This window comes from Mycobacterium sp. NPDC050551 (assembly GCF_040674075.1).
Lineage (GTDB): Bacteria > Actinomycetota > Actinomycetes > Mycobacteriales > Mycobacteriaceae > Mycobacterium.
Window position 1 is genome coordinate 167,372 of record NZ_JBFARC010000003.1, and the last position, 14,542, is coordinate 181,913.

Below are 14,542 nucleotides of genomic sequence, written 5' to 3' on the forward strand. Positions count from 1 at the left end.
GATCAGAACGCGTCCAGATCGTTGTTCGAGGCGACGTCGTTGTTCGAGGCGATGTCGGTGTTGGTCTCGAACTCGGTGGTGTTGCCCGAGCCGATCGCGGTGTCGTTGCCCGAGCCGATGTTCGACTCGTAGGTCGACGAGTTGTCCTCGATCGAGCTCTCCGTGGACGTGGTGACCTCGGTCTGCACCGACGTGTTGGTCGAGTTGTCCTCGGTGTTGTCGCTACCGAAGTCGCCACCGACCTCGGTGTTGCCGGTGTTGGTGCTCGTGTCGGTGATGATGATCGAGCCCGCCGAGCCGCCGTCGCCGCCGGCCGCGTTCCCGTTGCCGACCCCGACGCCGAGCAGGGTGTCGCCGCCACCGACGGCACCGCCGCCGCTGCCGCCGCTCATGTCGACGTCGTTGATCACCGGCGCGTCGTTGTCGGTGATCAGGTCGCCGCCCGCGGTCTGCGAGTTGTCCTCGACCTCGTTGTCCTTGCCGACGACGACGTTCGAGCCGGACCCGGCGAGGATGTCGCCGTTGTTCATGGTGTTGCCGTCGCCGAGCACTGCGCCGTCACCGCTGACGATGTCGCCGTCGTTGTCGCCGCCGACCACGACGCCGCCGTTGGTGGCGGTGTTGCTGGTCTTGTCGCCGAGGGTGATGTCACCGAAGCCGAGGTTGAACGCGCCGTTCTGGGCGTTGGCGCCGGCGTTCTGATCCGGGCTGGCGATCGGCACGTTGTTGCCGCTCAGCAGGTCGGTGTCGTTGCGGCTGGCGAACTCCGTGGTCGGCGCGAACGAGGTCTGCGGCGAGAACGGCGAGGCGATGTTGCTGGCCAGCTGGTGGTGGTCGGCGACCGCGCGCTGCAGGCCGACGATCGGGTCGCCGCCGCCGAGGGCGTAGCCGGCGGGAGCGGCGGTGGCCGCGACCGAGGCCAGCTGCTGGGCCGTCACGTTCGGCAGACCGGCGTCGCGCAGTGCGCTGTCCGGGTCGGCGACGAAGCGGGCCGCCTCGACCGGGCTGCGGAAGAGGTCGAGGATGAAGTCGATGAGGTTCATGGAACTTCCTTTCTGTCTTTCCCGGCGTGTCCTTGCGAACTCTGGGAGGTGGTTGCCCGCCGGGCGTTCCGGCGTTCTGGCGACAACGTTATGGATTCCGGGGCCACCGGGGAACGGGGTCGCCTCCCATCCCCCAAAGCCTCCGTACCGGGTTCCCCGCATCAGCCCCGTTAGGGGATTAGGGGATACCTGGGGGTGGATGGCACAGCCGGTCGGCTACGCCATGTTTTCGCTGCTCAAACGACTTCACCCGCACGGACAGACGTCCATGCGGGTGAAGGGGAGATATCGGTCGGGTCAGTCGAAGAGGTCGAATCCCTGGCCGTCGGCGCCGGGCAGCTGATCGTCGGCGGGGGCCTGCCCCCAATCGGCGGCGAAGTCGGCGGCGGTGCCGGCAGGCACGTCGGCGAAGGCGGTGTCGAACTGCACGGCCGGATCGGCGATCGTGCTGTCGAGGTCGTCCAGCCCGGCATCCGTCAGCTGACCGGCCGAGTCGTCGGCGACGTCGGTGATCACGGTCCCGGTGTCGTGGATCGCGGGGCCTGCGCCCGGATCGCCGAAGGCGTCGAACGCCGCGGTGGCCGCGCCACTCGCCCAGACGTTGCCCGCCGGTTCGGCGCCCAAGGCATCGAAGCCGCTGGTCGGACCGGTCATCGAGAGCGATTCGGACACCACCGGGATGAGGTTGTCGACGTCGACACTCGTCACGTCTGTCAGGTTCGCGTCGGCGATGGCACCGGCCGGGTCGGCGGTGTAGCGTGCCGCGGCGTCGGGGTCTCGCACCAGCGACATGACGAAGTCGAGAAGCGAGTTGGCCATGACTGCCCGTCCCCCTTGATGATGTCGATGTCCTTCGGCGGTTCGCCGATGTCCCACGATGCTATCGGCGCAGGTGCGCCCCGGGATCGGTGCCGAACCCAGCCTCGCGGAGCGGCCGTTAGGGGACGGCGCGTTAGGGGATTCGCGCCACTAGGGGGATGTTCCGCGACTTCGGGGGCCGAGCCGCTAAGGTGAACACCGGCCGAGACAGCAGGAGTGACAGTAGATGACCGACTCGCTGGGGTTGTCGATCGGAATGACCAATCTCGTCGCGGCCCGATTCGGCCGCGACCCGGTCATGCGCCGATCGATTCTCACCGTTTTCGACGACCGCCCGCCCGAGGTCGGGCTGGCCGCCGAGAACCCGCCTCGCACCTCCCCCGGGATGGTGCTCAGCGGGTTCGTCGACCGCGTCGGCGATCCGGTGCCGCTGGTGGCGGCCGACGGTTCGGCTCACCGCGGCGAACAGGTGCTGGCAGAGGCGCTGGACGCGATGGCCCGCACCGCGGGCGGCGGCGCCCCGGTCGCGATCGCGGTTCCCGCGCACTGGGGTCCCGCGACCGTCGGCGCGCTGCGCGGGGCGCTGCGCAACCATCCAGGGCTCGCCTCCGACGGCTCCCCGGCAGCACTCATCCCCGACTCGGTGGCCGCACTGGCCGCGCTGCAGGCCGCACCCGGACTGCCCGACGCGGGCGTCGTCGTGCTGTGCGACTTCGGCGGGAGTGGCACCAACATCACGCTCGCCGACGCGTCATCCAACCTCGACGCCGTCGGCCAGACCGTCCGTCACACCGACTTCTCCGGCGACCGCGTGGATCAGCTGCTGCTCAACCACGTCATCGCCGGTCTCGCCGACGCCAACGACGCCGACCCGGCAGGCACCGCGGCGGTCAGTTCGCTGGCCCGTCTGCGCGACGCGTGCAGGCAGGCCAAGGAGCGGCTGTCCGCGGAGACCGCGACGGTGGTGCCCGCCGAGCTGCCCGGTGTGCGCACGGACTTCCGGGTGACGCGCGCCGAACTCGAGCAACTCATCGCCGGACCGCTCGCCGGTGTGCTGGCCGCTGTCGAGGACACGTTGCGGCGCAACAACATCGCGCCCGCAGACGTCTCGGCGGTGGCGACTGTCGGCGGGGGCGCCCACATCCCGCTGGTCACCCAGCAGCTCTCGGAGCGACTGCGCGCACCCGTCGTCACCACCCCGCAGTCCCAGCTCAACATCGCGGCGGGCGCGGCGCTGGTGGCCGGTCGCGGGCTCAGCGCCGACGCGCCCACCGGGATGGCGCCCATCCCCGCCGATGCGCCGACCGGACTGGCGCCGGCCGCCGATGCGCCCACGGGTATGGCGCCGGCGGCATGGGCCGCGGGCGCGGCGGGACTGGCGGCGGCCGAGTCCGCATCGGACGGAGCGTCGTCGGCCACCTTCCGCGCCCTGGCCTGGTCCCAGGACGACGCACCGACCGAGGAGCCGGTGCCCTACGCGGGCGAGGACTACACCGTCGACGCCGGCACCGGCGCCGCACGACCTCCGATCGCCTTCGCCCCCGGCGGCGAGCGGGAGCAGTATCCGCCCGAACCCGAACCGCTGCCCTGGTACAAGCGGCCGCCGATCCTGTTCGGCGCCGCCGCGGTGGCCGCGCTCGCGGCGATCGGTGGCCTCGCGGTGACGCTGACCGGCAGCTCCGGCGATTCGGGCCCCGTCACCGAGACCAGCACCACCTATTCGATGGAGCCATCGCTTGCTCCGCTGCCGCCGCCGGTCACCACCGTCACCGTCGGGCCCGACGGCCGTGCCACCACGACGGTGAGCCAGCCGCCGCCTCCGCCGCCACCGAGCAGCACCACCACCACGTCGCCGACGAGCACCACGTCGCCGACCACCACCACCACGACTGCGACCACGACGACCACCACGCGGACCACGACCACGACGACGCAGCCCACCACGACCCAACCGACGACCACCCAGCCGCCGCCCACCACATCCGTGGTGCCCGATCCTCCGGACCCGCCCGATCCCCCGGACCCGCCGACCACGGTGATCGTGCCGGGCGACGGCGCCTGACCCGCCGATGCCCAACCCGGCGCCGGACCGCCTGACCGACGTTCCGCCGGCCGCGAGCGCGTTCGTCACCGCACTGCTCGCCGCCCCGACCACGCCGGTCAAGGTGCTGGTCTCCGGCGGGATCGGCACCGGGAAGAGTGCTGTCCTCGCCGCGGTGCGGGGCGCGTTGCGCGACGCGGGCCGCACGGTGCTCACCCGCCCGCCCCGTCCTGAGGACCCGGCCGACGCGGCGCTTGTCGTCGACGACGCGCACCTGCTCGGCGACGCCGAACTCGACCTGATCGCCGACCGGGCGGCCGATCCCGCCTCCACGGTGGTGGTGTCGGCGGAGGCGCGCCTGCGGCATGCCGCGCTGCAGTCGCTGAGCACCGCGCTCGCTCGGGAGAACCCGGTGGTCACGCTCGGCCCACTCGGTCCGGCCGACGTGCACCGCGCCGCAGCCGCCGCGCTGGGCGTGCCGCCGCAGGCACAGCTGGTGCGGGCGCTGTCCGCCGCCACCGGCGGAGTGCCGTTCCTGCTGCGCGCCGCGCTGGCCGCCGACGGGCTGACCGTTCCGGCCACCGCTCCCGCTGCGATCCGCAGGGCAGGCGCCGTCGCGCTGACCGAGCGCCTGCGCCGGGTCGACGGGCCGGTCCTCGACACCCTGCTGGTGTCGTCGCTGAGCGCGGACCTCGGGCCCGACGACGTGGCGGCGGCGCTGCGGGTGAGCCAGGCCGCCGCGCTCGACCTCGTCGACGGCGCTCGCGCCAGCGGCCTGATCGACCCGTCGCACCACCCGGCCTTCCTGCGTTCGGTGCACCTCGGCGCCGCGCAGATCGCGGGCGCGGCGCGTCATCACGAGATCGAGATCTCGCTGCTCGGCACCCAGATCGAGATGTCAACGCTGACAGCCGATCTCGCGCTTCAACTGGCCGAACACGGGCTGCGGGACGAGCGGCTGGCCGCCGCACTCACCGAACTCGCGGGCCGGGTCCGTGGCCAACCGGCCCGCGCCGCGCGGCTCTACCGGGCCGCCGCCGACGCGGGCGCCACCGCGCTCGACGCCCGCCTGGCCGACGCCTTGGCACTCACCGGCGACTGCTCCACCGCGGGTCGCCTCGCCGACGAACTGCTGGCCTCTGAGGACCCGGCCGAACGGGCCGCCGCGGTGCGTGTCGCAGCCAGCATCGCGGTGCACGACGGCGGCGCCGCACAGGCCGCCGACCTGTTCCGCTGGCTGGGCCCCTACCCCGACGCGGTCATCAGTGCGGCAGGCGCCGTCGTCGCGGTGGCCGCGGGTGATCCGGCCACGGCGCGCACGGTGCTGACCGCCGACAGCGCCGGGCCACCGACGTCGACGGCGCGGGCGGCGCGCAGCCTGGCCGAAGGTCTGATGCAGTCGCTGGACCAGCCGTATCCCGTCGCGGTCGCACGGCTGAGCCAGGCGATCACCGCCGAGCGCGGTTCACCCGCAGTCGCGCCCGACACCCCGGCGGCGCTGGTCACCCTGGCCGCGATGCACGGCGGTGATCCCGTGCGGGCGCGAAGCGTGATCGGCCGCGCGATCCGGGAAACCGACGGCGCCGACGGTGAGATCTTCGTCACCCACCGACACCGCTTGCTGGCGGGCTGGGTGCGGATGCAGGACGGCCAGCTCGGCGCGGCGGCGGCCGGGGTGGCGGGCACGGCGAACGCCACCCTGCATCGGCGCGACGCGCTGTGGTCGGCGGCGCTGCAGACGGCGATCGCCCGGCGCAGCGGCGACAGCGGCGCCATGCAGAAGCACTGGTACGCCGCGATGGAGGTGCTCGCCGAGTACTCGGTCGACCTGTTCACGCTGCTTCCGCTGGGTGAGCTCTGGGTGGCGGCCGCCCGGATGCGTCAGGTGGACCGGCTGGCGCATCCGCTCGCGGAGGCGTTCGGGCTGCTCGAGTCGCTCGGCAATCCGGTGTTGTGGTCGACGCCGCTGCACTGGTCCGGAGTGCATGCGGGGATCCTGGCCAATGCTCCCGATGCGGTGGCCCCACACGGCCAGGCCCTCACCGCGGCGGCCGGGAGCAGTGCCTTCGCGAAGTCACTGGCCACGGCGGGTCGCACCTGGCTGCGGGTGCTGGCCAATCACGTCGACGTCACCGAGGTGACGGCGGCGGCGCGGTCGCTGTCGCAGTTCGGTCTGACCTGGGATGCCACCAGGCTGGCCGGGCAGGCGGCGCTGCAGACACCCGACGGCCGAATTTCTCAGGCCATGCTGCAGCTGGCCCGAGACCTGAAGCAGTCCGTCGCGGGCGACGATGTGGAGATCCACGCCACCGACCTGCCTCAACCGCTGCGGACACCGTCGTCGACGCCGGCATCGGCGCCCGCGTCCTCGCGGCTCTCCGACCGCGAGCGGGAGGTCGCCGAACTCCTGCTGCTCGGCATGCCCTACCGCGACATCGGCGCCCAACTCTTCATCTCGGCGAAGACCGTCGAGCATCACGTCGCCCGGATCCGTCGCCGCCTCGGCGCCGAGTCGCGCTCGGAGATGCTCTCGATGTTGCGGGCGATGCTGGCGCCGCAGGGGTAACCAACCGACTAGTTAGGTCAACCTTCGTGGCGGCGCCCAGGACCGGGGTGTCACTATGAGCAGGCACATAGCCTAAGTTACTGACGAGTAACATCGTCTAAGTTACTGTTGAGTAACTTACCTAGCCGGGGAGGCGCGCGTGGACACGCAGATGCTGATCAGAATCATCGCCGGGGCTCTGATGATCGCCGTGGTCGGCGCGCTCGCGGTGAAGCGGTTCCTCTGGCTCACGAAACTGATCCGTTCCGGCCAGCCGACGAGCGAGGCGAACAACCGCAAGGACAACCTCAAGAAGCGCATCACCACGCAGTTCGAAGAGGTGTTCGGGCAGACCCGGTTGCTCAAGTGGTCGATCCCCGGCATCGCCCACTTCTTCACGATGTGGGGCTTCTTCATCCTCGGTTCGGTCTACGTCGAGGCGTTCGGCCTGCTCGTCGACCACGACTTCCACATCCCCTTCGTCGGTCGCTGGGATGCGCTGGGCTTCCTGCAGGACTTCTTCGCCGTCATGGTGCTGGCCGGCATCGCGACCTTCGCCGTGATCCGCATCGTCCGCGAGCCGAAGAAGCACGGCCGCGACTCGCGGTTCTACGGCTCGCACACCGGTGGCGCGTGGCTGATCCTGTTCATGATCTTCAACGTCATCTGGACCTACGCCCTGGTCCGCGGCGCGGCGGCCGTCGTCGGCAACCTGCCCTACGGCAACGGCGCGTTCTTCTCCCAGTTCATGGGCTGGATCATGCGCCCGCTCGGCCACACCGCCAACGAGTGGATCGAGACGATCGCGCTGCTCGGGCACATCGCCGTCATGCTGGTGTTCCTGCTGATCGTGCTGCACTCCAAGCACCTGCACATCGGCCTGGCGCCGATCAACGTCACGTTCAAGCGGATGCCCGACGGCCTCGGCCCGCTGCTGCCGGTGGAGTCCAAGGGCGAGCCGGTCGACTTCGAGGATCCCGCCGAGGACGCCGTGCTCGGCCGCGGCAAGATCGAGGACTTCACCTGGAAGGGCTTCCTCGACTTCACCACCTGCACCGAGTGCGGCCGCTGCCAGTCGCAGTGCCCGGCCTGGAACACCGGTAAGCCGTTGTCGCCCAAGCTCGTGATCATGAACCTGCGCGACCACATGTTCGCCAAGGCGCCGTACTTCCTCGACGGCAAGGAGAGCCCGCTCGAGAACACCCCGGAGGGCGGCCTCGGCGAAGAGGCGCGCGGCGAGAAGCACAGCGAGGAACACTCCCACGAGCACGTTCCCGAATCCGGCTTCGAGCGCATCCCCGCCGACAGCCCGCTGCAGGCGACCCGGCCCCTGGTCGGCACGCTGGAGCAGGGCGGCGTCATCGACCCCGACGTGCTGTGGTCGTGCACCACGTGCGGCGCGTGCGTCGAGCAGTGCCCCGTCGACATCGAGCACATCGACCACATCGTCGACATGCGCCGCTACCAGGTGATGATGGAGTCGGAGTTCCCCGGTGAGCTCGGCGTGCTGTTCAAGAACCTGGAGAACAAGGGCAACCCCTGGGGACAGAACTCCAAGGACCGCACCAACTGGATCGACGAGGTCGACTTCGACGTGCCGGTGTTCGGCAAGGACGTCGAGACCTTCGAGGGCTTCGAGTACCTGTTCTGGGTCGGCTGCGCCGGCGCCTACGAGGACCGGGCGAAGAAGACCACCAAGGCCGTCGCGGAACTGCTCGCCACCGCGGGCGTGAAGTTCCTCGTCCTCGGCGAGGGCGAGACCTGCAACGGCGACTCGGCCCGTCGCTCGGGCAACGAGTTCCTCTTCCAGCAGCTCGCCGCGCAGAACGTCGAGACGCTCAACGGCCTGTTCGAGGGCGTCGAGCGGGTGGACCGCAAGGTCGTCGTCACCTGCCCGCACTGCTTCAACACCCTGGGCCGTGAGTATCCGCAGGTCGGCGGCACGTACACCGTGCTGCACCACACCCAGCTGCTCAACCGGCTGGTACGGGACAAGAAGCTGGTGCCGGTCACGGGTGTCGACGGCAGCCCGAGCGGGCAGGACATCACGTACCACGACCCGTGCTACCTCGGAAGGCACAACAAGGAGTACAGCGCTCCGCGCGAGTTGATCGGGGCTTCGGGAGCCAAGCTCACCGAGATGCCCCGGCACGCCGACCGCGGCCTGTGCTGCGGCGCCGGCGGCGCACGGATGTGGATGGAAGAACACATCGGCAAGCGGGTGAACACCGAGCGCACCGAGGAGGCCATCGACACCGGCGCATCGGCGATCGCCACCGGCTGCCCGTTCTGCCGCGTGATGATCACCGACGGTGTCGACGACGTCGCCTCCGCCAGGGACATCGAGAAGGTCGAGGTGCTCGACGTCGCGCAGCTGCTGCTGGGCTCGATCGACAAGAGCTCGGTCACGCTGCCCGAGAAGGGCACCGCGGCCAAGCAGGCCGAGGAGCGCGCCGAGGTCGCCGCGAAGACGGTCACCGAGGCGCCTGCCGTCGAGGAGGAGGAAGCCGAGGAGGCCGGCGCACCGGCCGAGGCGGACGACGCCGCCGAGGTCAAGCCGGTGACAGGCCTCGGCCTGGCCGGTGCCGCCAAGCGGCCCGGCGCCAAGAAGACGGCCGCCGCACCCGCGGAGGCCAAGACCGAGACGAAGCCCGCGCCCGCACCGGCCAAGGGCCTCGGCCTGGCCGGCGGCGCCAAGCGACCGGGCGCCAAGAAGACCGCCGCCGCACCCGCAGAGGCCAAGGCCGACGCACCCGCCGCCGACAAGCCGGCCGCCGCACCGGTGAAGGGCCTCGGCCTGGCCGGCGGCGCCAAGCGACCCGGCGCCAAGAAGACCGCCGCCGCACCCGCAGAGGCCAAGGCCGAGCCGATCGCCGCGGCGCCTGCCGAGGCGGAGGCGCCTGCCACGCCGGAGCCCGAGGTCAAGGGTCTCGGCCTCGCCGCGGGCGCACGCCGCCCGGGCGCGAAGAAGGCGCCCGCGAAGAAGGTATCGCCCAACGAGGGCGAGGCCACGGTCGTGCAGCCCGCCAACGTCGACCCGGATCAGGTGGAGGCCGGCACGGAACCGGACGACACCGCCGACTCGGATCGCGGCCTCGAGGAGCACGAAGCCCGTCCGGAGCCCGAGGTCAAGGGACTCGGCATCGCTGCCGGCGCCCGTCGGCCGGGGGCGAAGAAGGCGCCGGCCAAGAAGGCTGCTCCCAGCACGCCCGCGCCTGAGGCGACGCCGGAACCGGCGCCGGAGACCAACGGCGAGGCCCATGCCGACCCGGCGCCTGCCGAGCCGTCGTCGAACGGATCGGACGCGAACGAATCGGACGGCGGCGAGGCGCGCGTCGTGGGCGACGAAGCCCCGGTGAAGGGTCTCGGCATCGCCAAGGGCGCCCGCCGCCCGGGCAAGCGGTAGCCGCAGCGGCGTTTTTGCGTCCACGGTCGTGGTCCGGCTCGTGTCACGACCGTGGACGCAATAACCAGCCGAAATTTCTAATTCACTGGACGCCGGTGCGACCATGGGAGACGTGACCAGCCAACAGGTGCCCGCGGAGAAGATGTGGCACACCAGCCACACGCCGCGGCCGCGGACGTTCAACCAGTCCTCGAAGCTGCAGGACGTGCTCTACGAGATCCGTGGCCCGGTACACGAGCACGCCTCCCGGCTGGAGGCCGAGGGCCACCGCATCCTCAAGCTGAACATCGGCAACCCCGCGCCGTTCGGCTTCGAGGCGCCAGACGTCATCATGCGCGACATCATCTCGGCCCTGCCGTACGCCCAGGGCTACTCGGACTCCAAGGGCATCATGCCCGCGCGCCGCGCGGTGTTCACCCGCTACGAACTGGTCGACGGCTTCCCGCGCTTCGACGTCGACGACGTCTACCTCGGCAACGGCGTCTCCGAGCTGATCACCATGACGCTGCAGGCCCTGCTCGACAACGGCGACCAGGTGCTGATCCCCGCGCCGGACTATCCACTGTGGACGGCGTCGACGTCGCTGGCCGGCGGCACCCCCGTGCACTACATCTGCGACGAGACCCAGGGCTGGCAGCCCGACATCGCCGACCTGGAGTCCAAGATCACCGACCGCACCAAGGCACTGGTGGTGATCAACCCGAACAACCCGACGGGTGCGGTGTACCGCCGGGAGGTCCTCGAGCAGATGGCCGAACTGGCCCGCAAGCATCAACTGCTGCTGCTGGCCGACGAGATCTACGACAAGATCCTCTACGACGACGCCGAGCACATCGCGATGGCCTCGGTGGCGCCGGACGTGCTTACGCTGACGTTCAACGGGTTGTCGAAGGCCTACCGCGTCGCCGGTTACCGGGCGGGCTGGCTGGTGATCACCGGCCCGAAGGAGCACGCGGGCAGCTTCATCGAGGGCATCAGCCTGCTGGCCAACATGCGGCTGTGCCCGAATGTGCCCGCGCAGCACGCCATCCAGGTCGCCCTCGGTGGCCATCAGAGCATCGACGACCTGGTGCTACCGGGTGGCCGGCTGCTCGAGCAGCGAGATGTGGCGTGGGAGAAGCTGAACGAGATCCCCGGAGTGTCGTGTGTGAAGCCGCAGGGCGCGTTGTACGCGTTCCCGCGCCTGGACCCCGAGGTGTACGACATCGTCGACGACGAGCAGTTGGTGCTCGACCTGCTGCTGCAGGAGAAGATCCTCGTCACCCAGGGCACCGGGTTCAACTGGCCGGCTCCGGACCACCTGCGCATCGTCACGCTGCCGTGGGCGCGGGACCTGTCCAACGCGATCGAACGGCTCGGAAACTTCCTGGTGAGCTACCGGCAGTGAGCCGCCAGTGTCGCCCTCTACCCTGACCGGGTGACGCACTCCCATGCCCACTCCCATTCCCTGAGCGGCCCGGCCCCACTGGGCCCGCTGGCCGCGAAGATCGTCGTCGGCCTGCTGATCGCGATCGGCATCGCGGTGCTCGCGAGCGCGGCGCTGCTGTGGCCCGGCCAGCAGAAGGTCGACATCCCGCTGCCGTTCCAGAACGCTCAGGGCGGTGCGGTGACCACCGAGGGCGGCCACGTGGTGTCCACCAGCCTCGGCACCTGCGGCAGCCCGTCGGCGGGCGCCGTACTGACCGCGGACCCGGTGCCCGCGCAGGGCGAGGGCGCCGAATGCGTGCAGACCCTCATCGCCATCGACTCGGGACCGAACAAGGGCGCGAACACGCTGGTGGAGTTCGGCGGCGGCCCGGGCCAGCCGAATCTGATGGCCGGGGATGACATTCGCATCATCCGCCAGGTCGATCAGGGCGGCACCACCACCTATTCGTTCTACGACTACGAGCGGGCGTGGCCGCTGTTCGGGATGGCTGCGGTGTTCGCCGTCGTCGTGGTCGCCGTCGCGCGGTGGCGCGGATTGCGGGCGCTGATCGGCATCGTGGTGGCGTTCGGGGTGCTGGTGGTGTTCCTGCTGCCGGCCCTGCGTGACGGCGCGTCAGCCGTGCCGGTATCGCTGGTGGCGTCCGCGGTGATCCTGTACGCGGTCATCTACCTGGCGCACGGGGTCAGCCTGCGCACCAGTGCGGCGCTGCTGGGCACCCTCACCGCACTTCTCTTGGCGGCGTTGTTGTCCTGGCTGGCAATCGAACTCGCGCATCTGACCGGACTGTCGGAGGATCAGAACAACGAGGTCGCCGCGTATCTGGGCAACGTGTCGATCACCGGCCTGCTGCTCGCCGGCTTCATCATCGGCTCGCTCGGCGTGCTCAACGATGTGACAGTGACGCAGGCCTCCACGGTGTTCGAGCTCGCCGAGCTCGAGGGCGCCACCCGGCGCAACATCTTCGTCGGCGCCATGCGGGTCGGTCGCGACCACATCGCCAGCACCGTCTACACCCTGGTGCTGGCCTACGCAGGCAGCGCACTGCCGCTGCTGCTGTTGTTCAGCGTCGCCAACCGCGCACTGGGCGACGTGCTGACCAGTGAGAGTGTGGCCATCGAGATCGCCAGGTCGGCGGTGGGCGGCATCGCACTCGCCCTTTCGGTGCCGCTCACCACCGGGATCGCGGCGGTGCTGGCGACGCCTACCGCTCCAGCAGCTCCAGCAGGTAGCCGCCGTAGCCGGACTTGAGCAATTCCTGGGCACGGGCGGCGAGCTGGTCGTCGTCGATCAGGCCGAGGCGCCAGGCGATCTCCTCCGGCACACTGATCTTCAGACCCTGGCGACGCTCGATGGTGCGGACGAAATCGCCGGCGTCCAGCAGCGAGTCGAAGGTGCCGGTGTCCAGCCACGCGGTGCCGCGCGCGAGCACCTCGACCGACAGCCGGCCCTGCTCCAGGTAGGTCTGGCTGACCTCGGTGATCTCGTATTCCCCGCGGGCGGAGGGCTTCAGCGACCGGGCGATGTCCACGACGTCGTTGTCGTAGAAGTACAGCCCGGGCACGGCGTAGTGCGACTTCGGGGTGGCGGGCTTCTCCTCGAGCGACAGCGCGACACCGTTGTCGTCGAACTCCACCACGCCGTAATCCGACGGGTTGGCCACCCAGTAGGCGAAGATCGCTCCGCCCTTCACCCCGCCGAACCGGCTGAGATTGGTGCCGAGGCCGGGACCGTAGAAGATGTTGTCGCCCAACACGAGTGCCACCGAGTCGGTGCCGATGTGCGACGCGCCGATCACGAACGCCTGGGCGAGTCCGTCGGGGCGGTCCTGCACGGCGTAGGTGAGATCTATCCCGAACGCCGAGCCGTCGCCGAGCAGGCGGTGGAAGGCCGGCGCGTCGGCGGCCGTGGTGATCACCAGGATGTCACGGATGCCCGCCATCATCAGCGTCGAGAGCGGGTAGTAGATCATCGGCTTGTCGTACACGGGCATGAGCTGCTTGCTCGCGCCGAGCGTGATCGGATGCAGCCTGGTGCCCGATCCACCGGCCAGGATGATGCCCTTCACACGAAGCCTCCTAGCCGCTCAGATCCTCTTCGGTGAGCTCGGTGGCGGCCAGCGCCGATGCCAGGTCGTCGTGCCGGAACACCGACGTGACCTTGTCGTGCACCACCCGGAACGCCGACGCGGCAGCCCTGCTCCCGTCGGGCGTCGCGATCCGCTGTTCGACCACGACCACGCCGTCGCGCACGTAGAGCTTGCCGGGTTCGGCGGTGACGCCCGCCGATCGTGCCCAGTCGAGCAGGGCCGCGTGCCCCTGGCCCGCACCGTTGGCGTCGCCCACCTCGATGTCGTCGCTGGACAGCGTGACCAGGGTGTCGAAGTCCTGCTCGTTGAGCGCGTCGTGCCATGCCAGCACCGTCGCGATCTCGGAAGTGCTCATGCTCGCACGGTAGCCTACGGCGCGACGCCGATGAGCTCATCGCCCCGGGATCGCACTGCCCGAGCCGTTTCGGCTCAGAACTGCGTGCGCTGCAGCCAGGTGTCCCAGACCGTGGCCTCCCCGAACATCTCGAGGCCGAGTTCGGCGGCGGTGCGGCGCCGGGTGATGGCCAGCAGCAGGTCCCGGGCCGGACCACGCAGGGCCACATCGCCTTTGCCGTGGTCGTGCGTCCACGAGACGCCCTCATGGTCGTGCACGACGGTCCATTCGCCGGCGACGCCCAGGCCGTTGTCGGTGGCGTGCAGGTGCATCGTCTGTCCGCGGTCCAGCGCGCCGGTGATCAATGTCGGGTTGGTCATCAGCTCCACCCATTCGCTGATGGCGTCCGCGGCGAGGTCGGCGGGCACCTCGAAGACGCCGCCGACGGCCAGTGCCGCATCGGCCCGGTGCACGAGCACCTCGTGCAGGCGGCGCCGGATCCACCAGCCGGCCGGCCGCGGTCCGGCGAAGGTCCACACCCTGGCACTGCCCACCCGCTCCACCGCGTCGACGATCAGCTGCGCGCCGGCGATGAGCCAGTCGAGTGCCGCGTCGGGTTCGGCCGGCGGCTTGCCGTCGCGCACCTCGCGCGGGTCGAGGGCCTCGCTGCGCCGGTCGGCGATGATCTGTGCGGCCCACCGGTTTCCGCGGCCGACGTGCCGGAACAGATGCGTCAGGGTCCAGTCGGGACAGGTGGGCACCGGCGCGTCGGGCTCGCCGGTGGCGATCACTGCGCCGAAGGCATCGGTCTGTTCGAGCAGTGCGGCACGGAAATCCAC

10 protein-coding genes are annotated in these 14,542 nt (G+C 70.5%); 5 read left to right on the forward strand and 5 right to left on the reverse strand.

Annotated features, from left to right (window positions below; all coding sequences use genetic code 11):
* Positions 1-2: 2 nt before the first annotated feature.
* On the reverse strand, positions 3-1,043 hold the full coding sequence (locus AB0K11_RS13335; RefSeq protein WP_364977142.1) for an IniB N-terminal domain-containing protein: 1,041 nt from the start codon (positions 1,041-1,043) through the stop codon (positions 3-5).
* Positions 1,044-1,340: 297 nt separating this feature from the next.
* Entirely contained in the window at positions 1,341-1,862 is a 522-nt protein-coding gene (locus AB0K11_RS13340; RefSeq protein ID WP_364977144.1) for an Rv0340 family IniB-related protein, read from the reverse strand.
* Between the two features lie 226 nt (positions 1,863-2,088).
* On the opposite strand from AB0K11_RS13340, the gene AB0K11_RS13345 reads away from it, so the two are divergent.
* From AB0K11_RS13345 to AB0K11_RS13365, 5 genes are all read left to right on the forward strand, one after another.
* Positions 2,089-3,924 carry an Hsp70 family protein gene (locus AB0K11_RS13345; RefSeq protein WP_364977146.1) on the forward strand — a complete coding sequence of 612 codons (1,836 nt, stop codon included), beginning with the start codon at positions 2,089-2,091 and terminating at the stop codon, positions 3,922-3,924.
* Between the two features lie 7 nt (positions 3,925-3,931).
* Positions 3,932-6,469 (forward strand): isoniazid response ATPase/transcriptional regulator IniR, encoded by a 2,538-nt coding sequence (iniR, locus tag AB0K11_RS13350; protein WP_364977148.1) that lies wholly within the window; start codon positions 3,932-3,934, stop codon positions 6,467-6,469.
* A 139-nt stretch (positions 6,470-6,608) separates the two neighbouring features.
* Complete coding sequence (locus AB0K11_RS13355) at positions 6,609-9,854, forward strand: heterodisulfide reductase-related iron-sulfur binding cluster (protein ID WP_364977150.1); 3,246 nt, start codon at positions 6,609-6,611, stop codon at positions 9,852-9,854.
* An 85-nt stretch (positions 9,855-9,939) separates the two neighbouring features.
* On the forward strand, positions 9,940-11,241 hold the full coding sequence (locus AB0K11_RS13360; RefSeq protein ID WP_364978412.1) for a pyridoxal phosphate-dependent aminotransferase: 1,302 nt from the start codon (positions 9,940-9,942) through the stop codon (positions 11,239-11,241).
* A 30-nt stretch (positions 11,242-11,271) separates the two neighbouring features.
* On the forward strand, positions 11,272-12,531 hold the full coding sequence (locus tag AB0K11_RS13365; RefSeq protein WP_364977152.1) for a YibE/F family protein: 1,260 nt from the start codon (positions 11,272-11,274) through the stop codon (positions 12,529-12,531).
* Here AB0K11_RS13365 and rfbA read toward each other — a convergent pair.
* From rfbA to AB0K11_RS13380, 3 genes are all read right to left on the reverse strand, one after another.
* Entirely contained in the window at positions 12,485-13,348 is an 864-nt protein-coding gene (gene rfbA / locus AB0K11_RS13370; RefSeq protein ID WP_364977154.1) for a glucose-1-phosphate thymidylyltransferase RfbA, read from the reverse strand. The genes AB0K11_RS13365 and rfbA overlap by 47 nt on opposite strands.
* Before the next feature lie 10 nt (positions 13,349-13,358).
* Positions 13,359-13,724, reverse strand: coding sequence for a nuclear transport factor 2 family protein (locus AB0K11_RS13375; protein ID WP_364977156.1), 366 nt, complete (start codon positions 13,722-13,724; stop codon positions 13,359-13,361).
* Between the two features lie 74 nt (positions 13,725-13,798).
* A complete protein-coding gene (locus AB0K11_RS13380; protein WP_364977158.1) occupies positions 13,799-14,542 on the reverse strand; it encodes a maleylpyruvate isomerase family mycothiol-dependent enzyme in 744 nt (247 codons plus the stop codon).

Excerpts from the sequence above, each read along its gene's own strand:
- AB0K11_RS13335 (WP_364977142.1), bottom strand. The coding sequence starts at position 1,043 with ATGAACCTCATCGACTTCATCCTCGACCTCTTCCGCAGCCCGGTCGAG.
- AB0K11_RS13340 (WP_364977144.1), bottom strand. The coding sequence starts at position 1,862 with ATGGCCAACTCGCTTCTCGACTTCGTCATGTCGCTGGTGCGAGACCCC.
- AB0K11_RS13345 (WP_364977146.1), top strand. The coding sequence starts at position 2,089 with ATGACCGACTCGCTGGGGTTGTCGATCGGAATGACCAATCTCGTCGCG.
- iniR (WP_364977148.1), top strand. The coding sequence starts at position 3,932 with ATGCCCAACCCGGCGCCGGACCGCCTGACCGACGTTCCGCCGGCCGCG.
- AB0K11_RS13375 (WP_364977156.1), bottom strand. The coding sequence starts at position 13,724 with ATGAGCACTTCCGAGATCGCGACGGTGCTGGCATGGCACGACGCGCTC.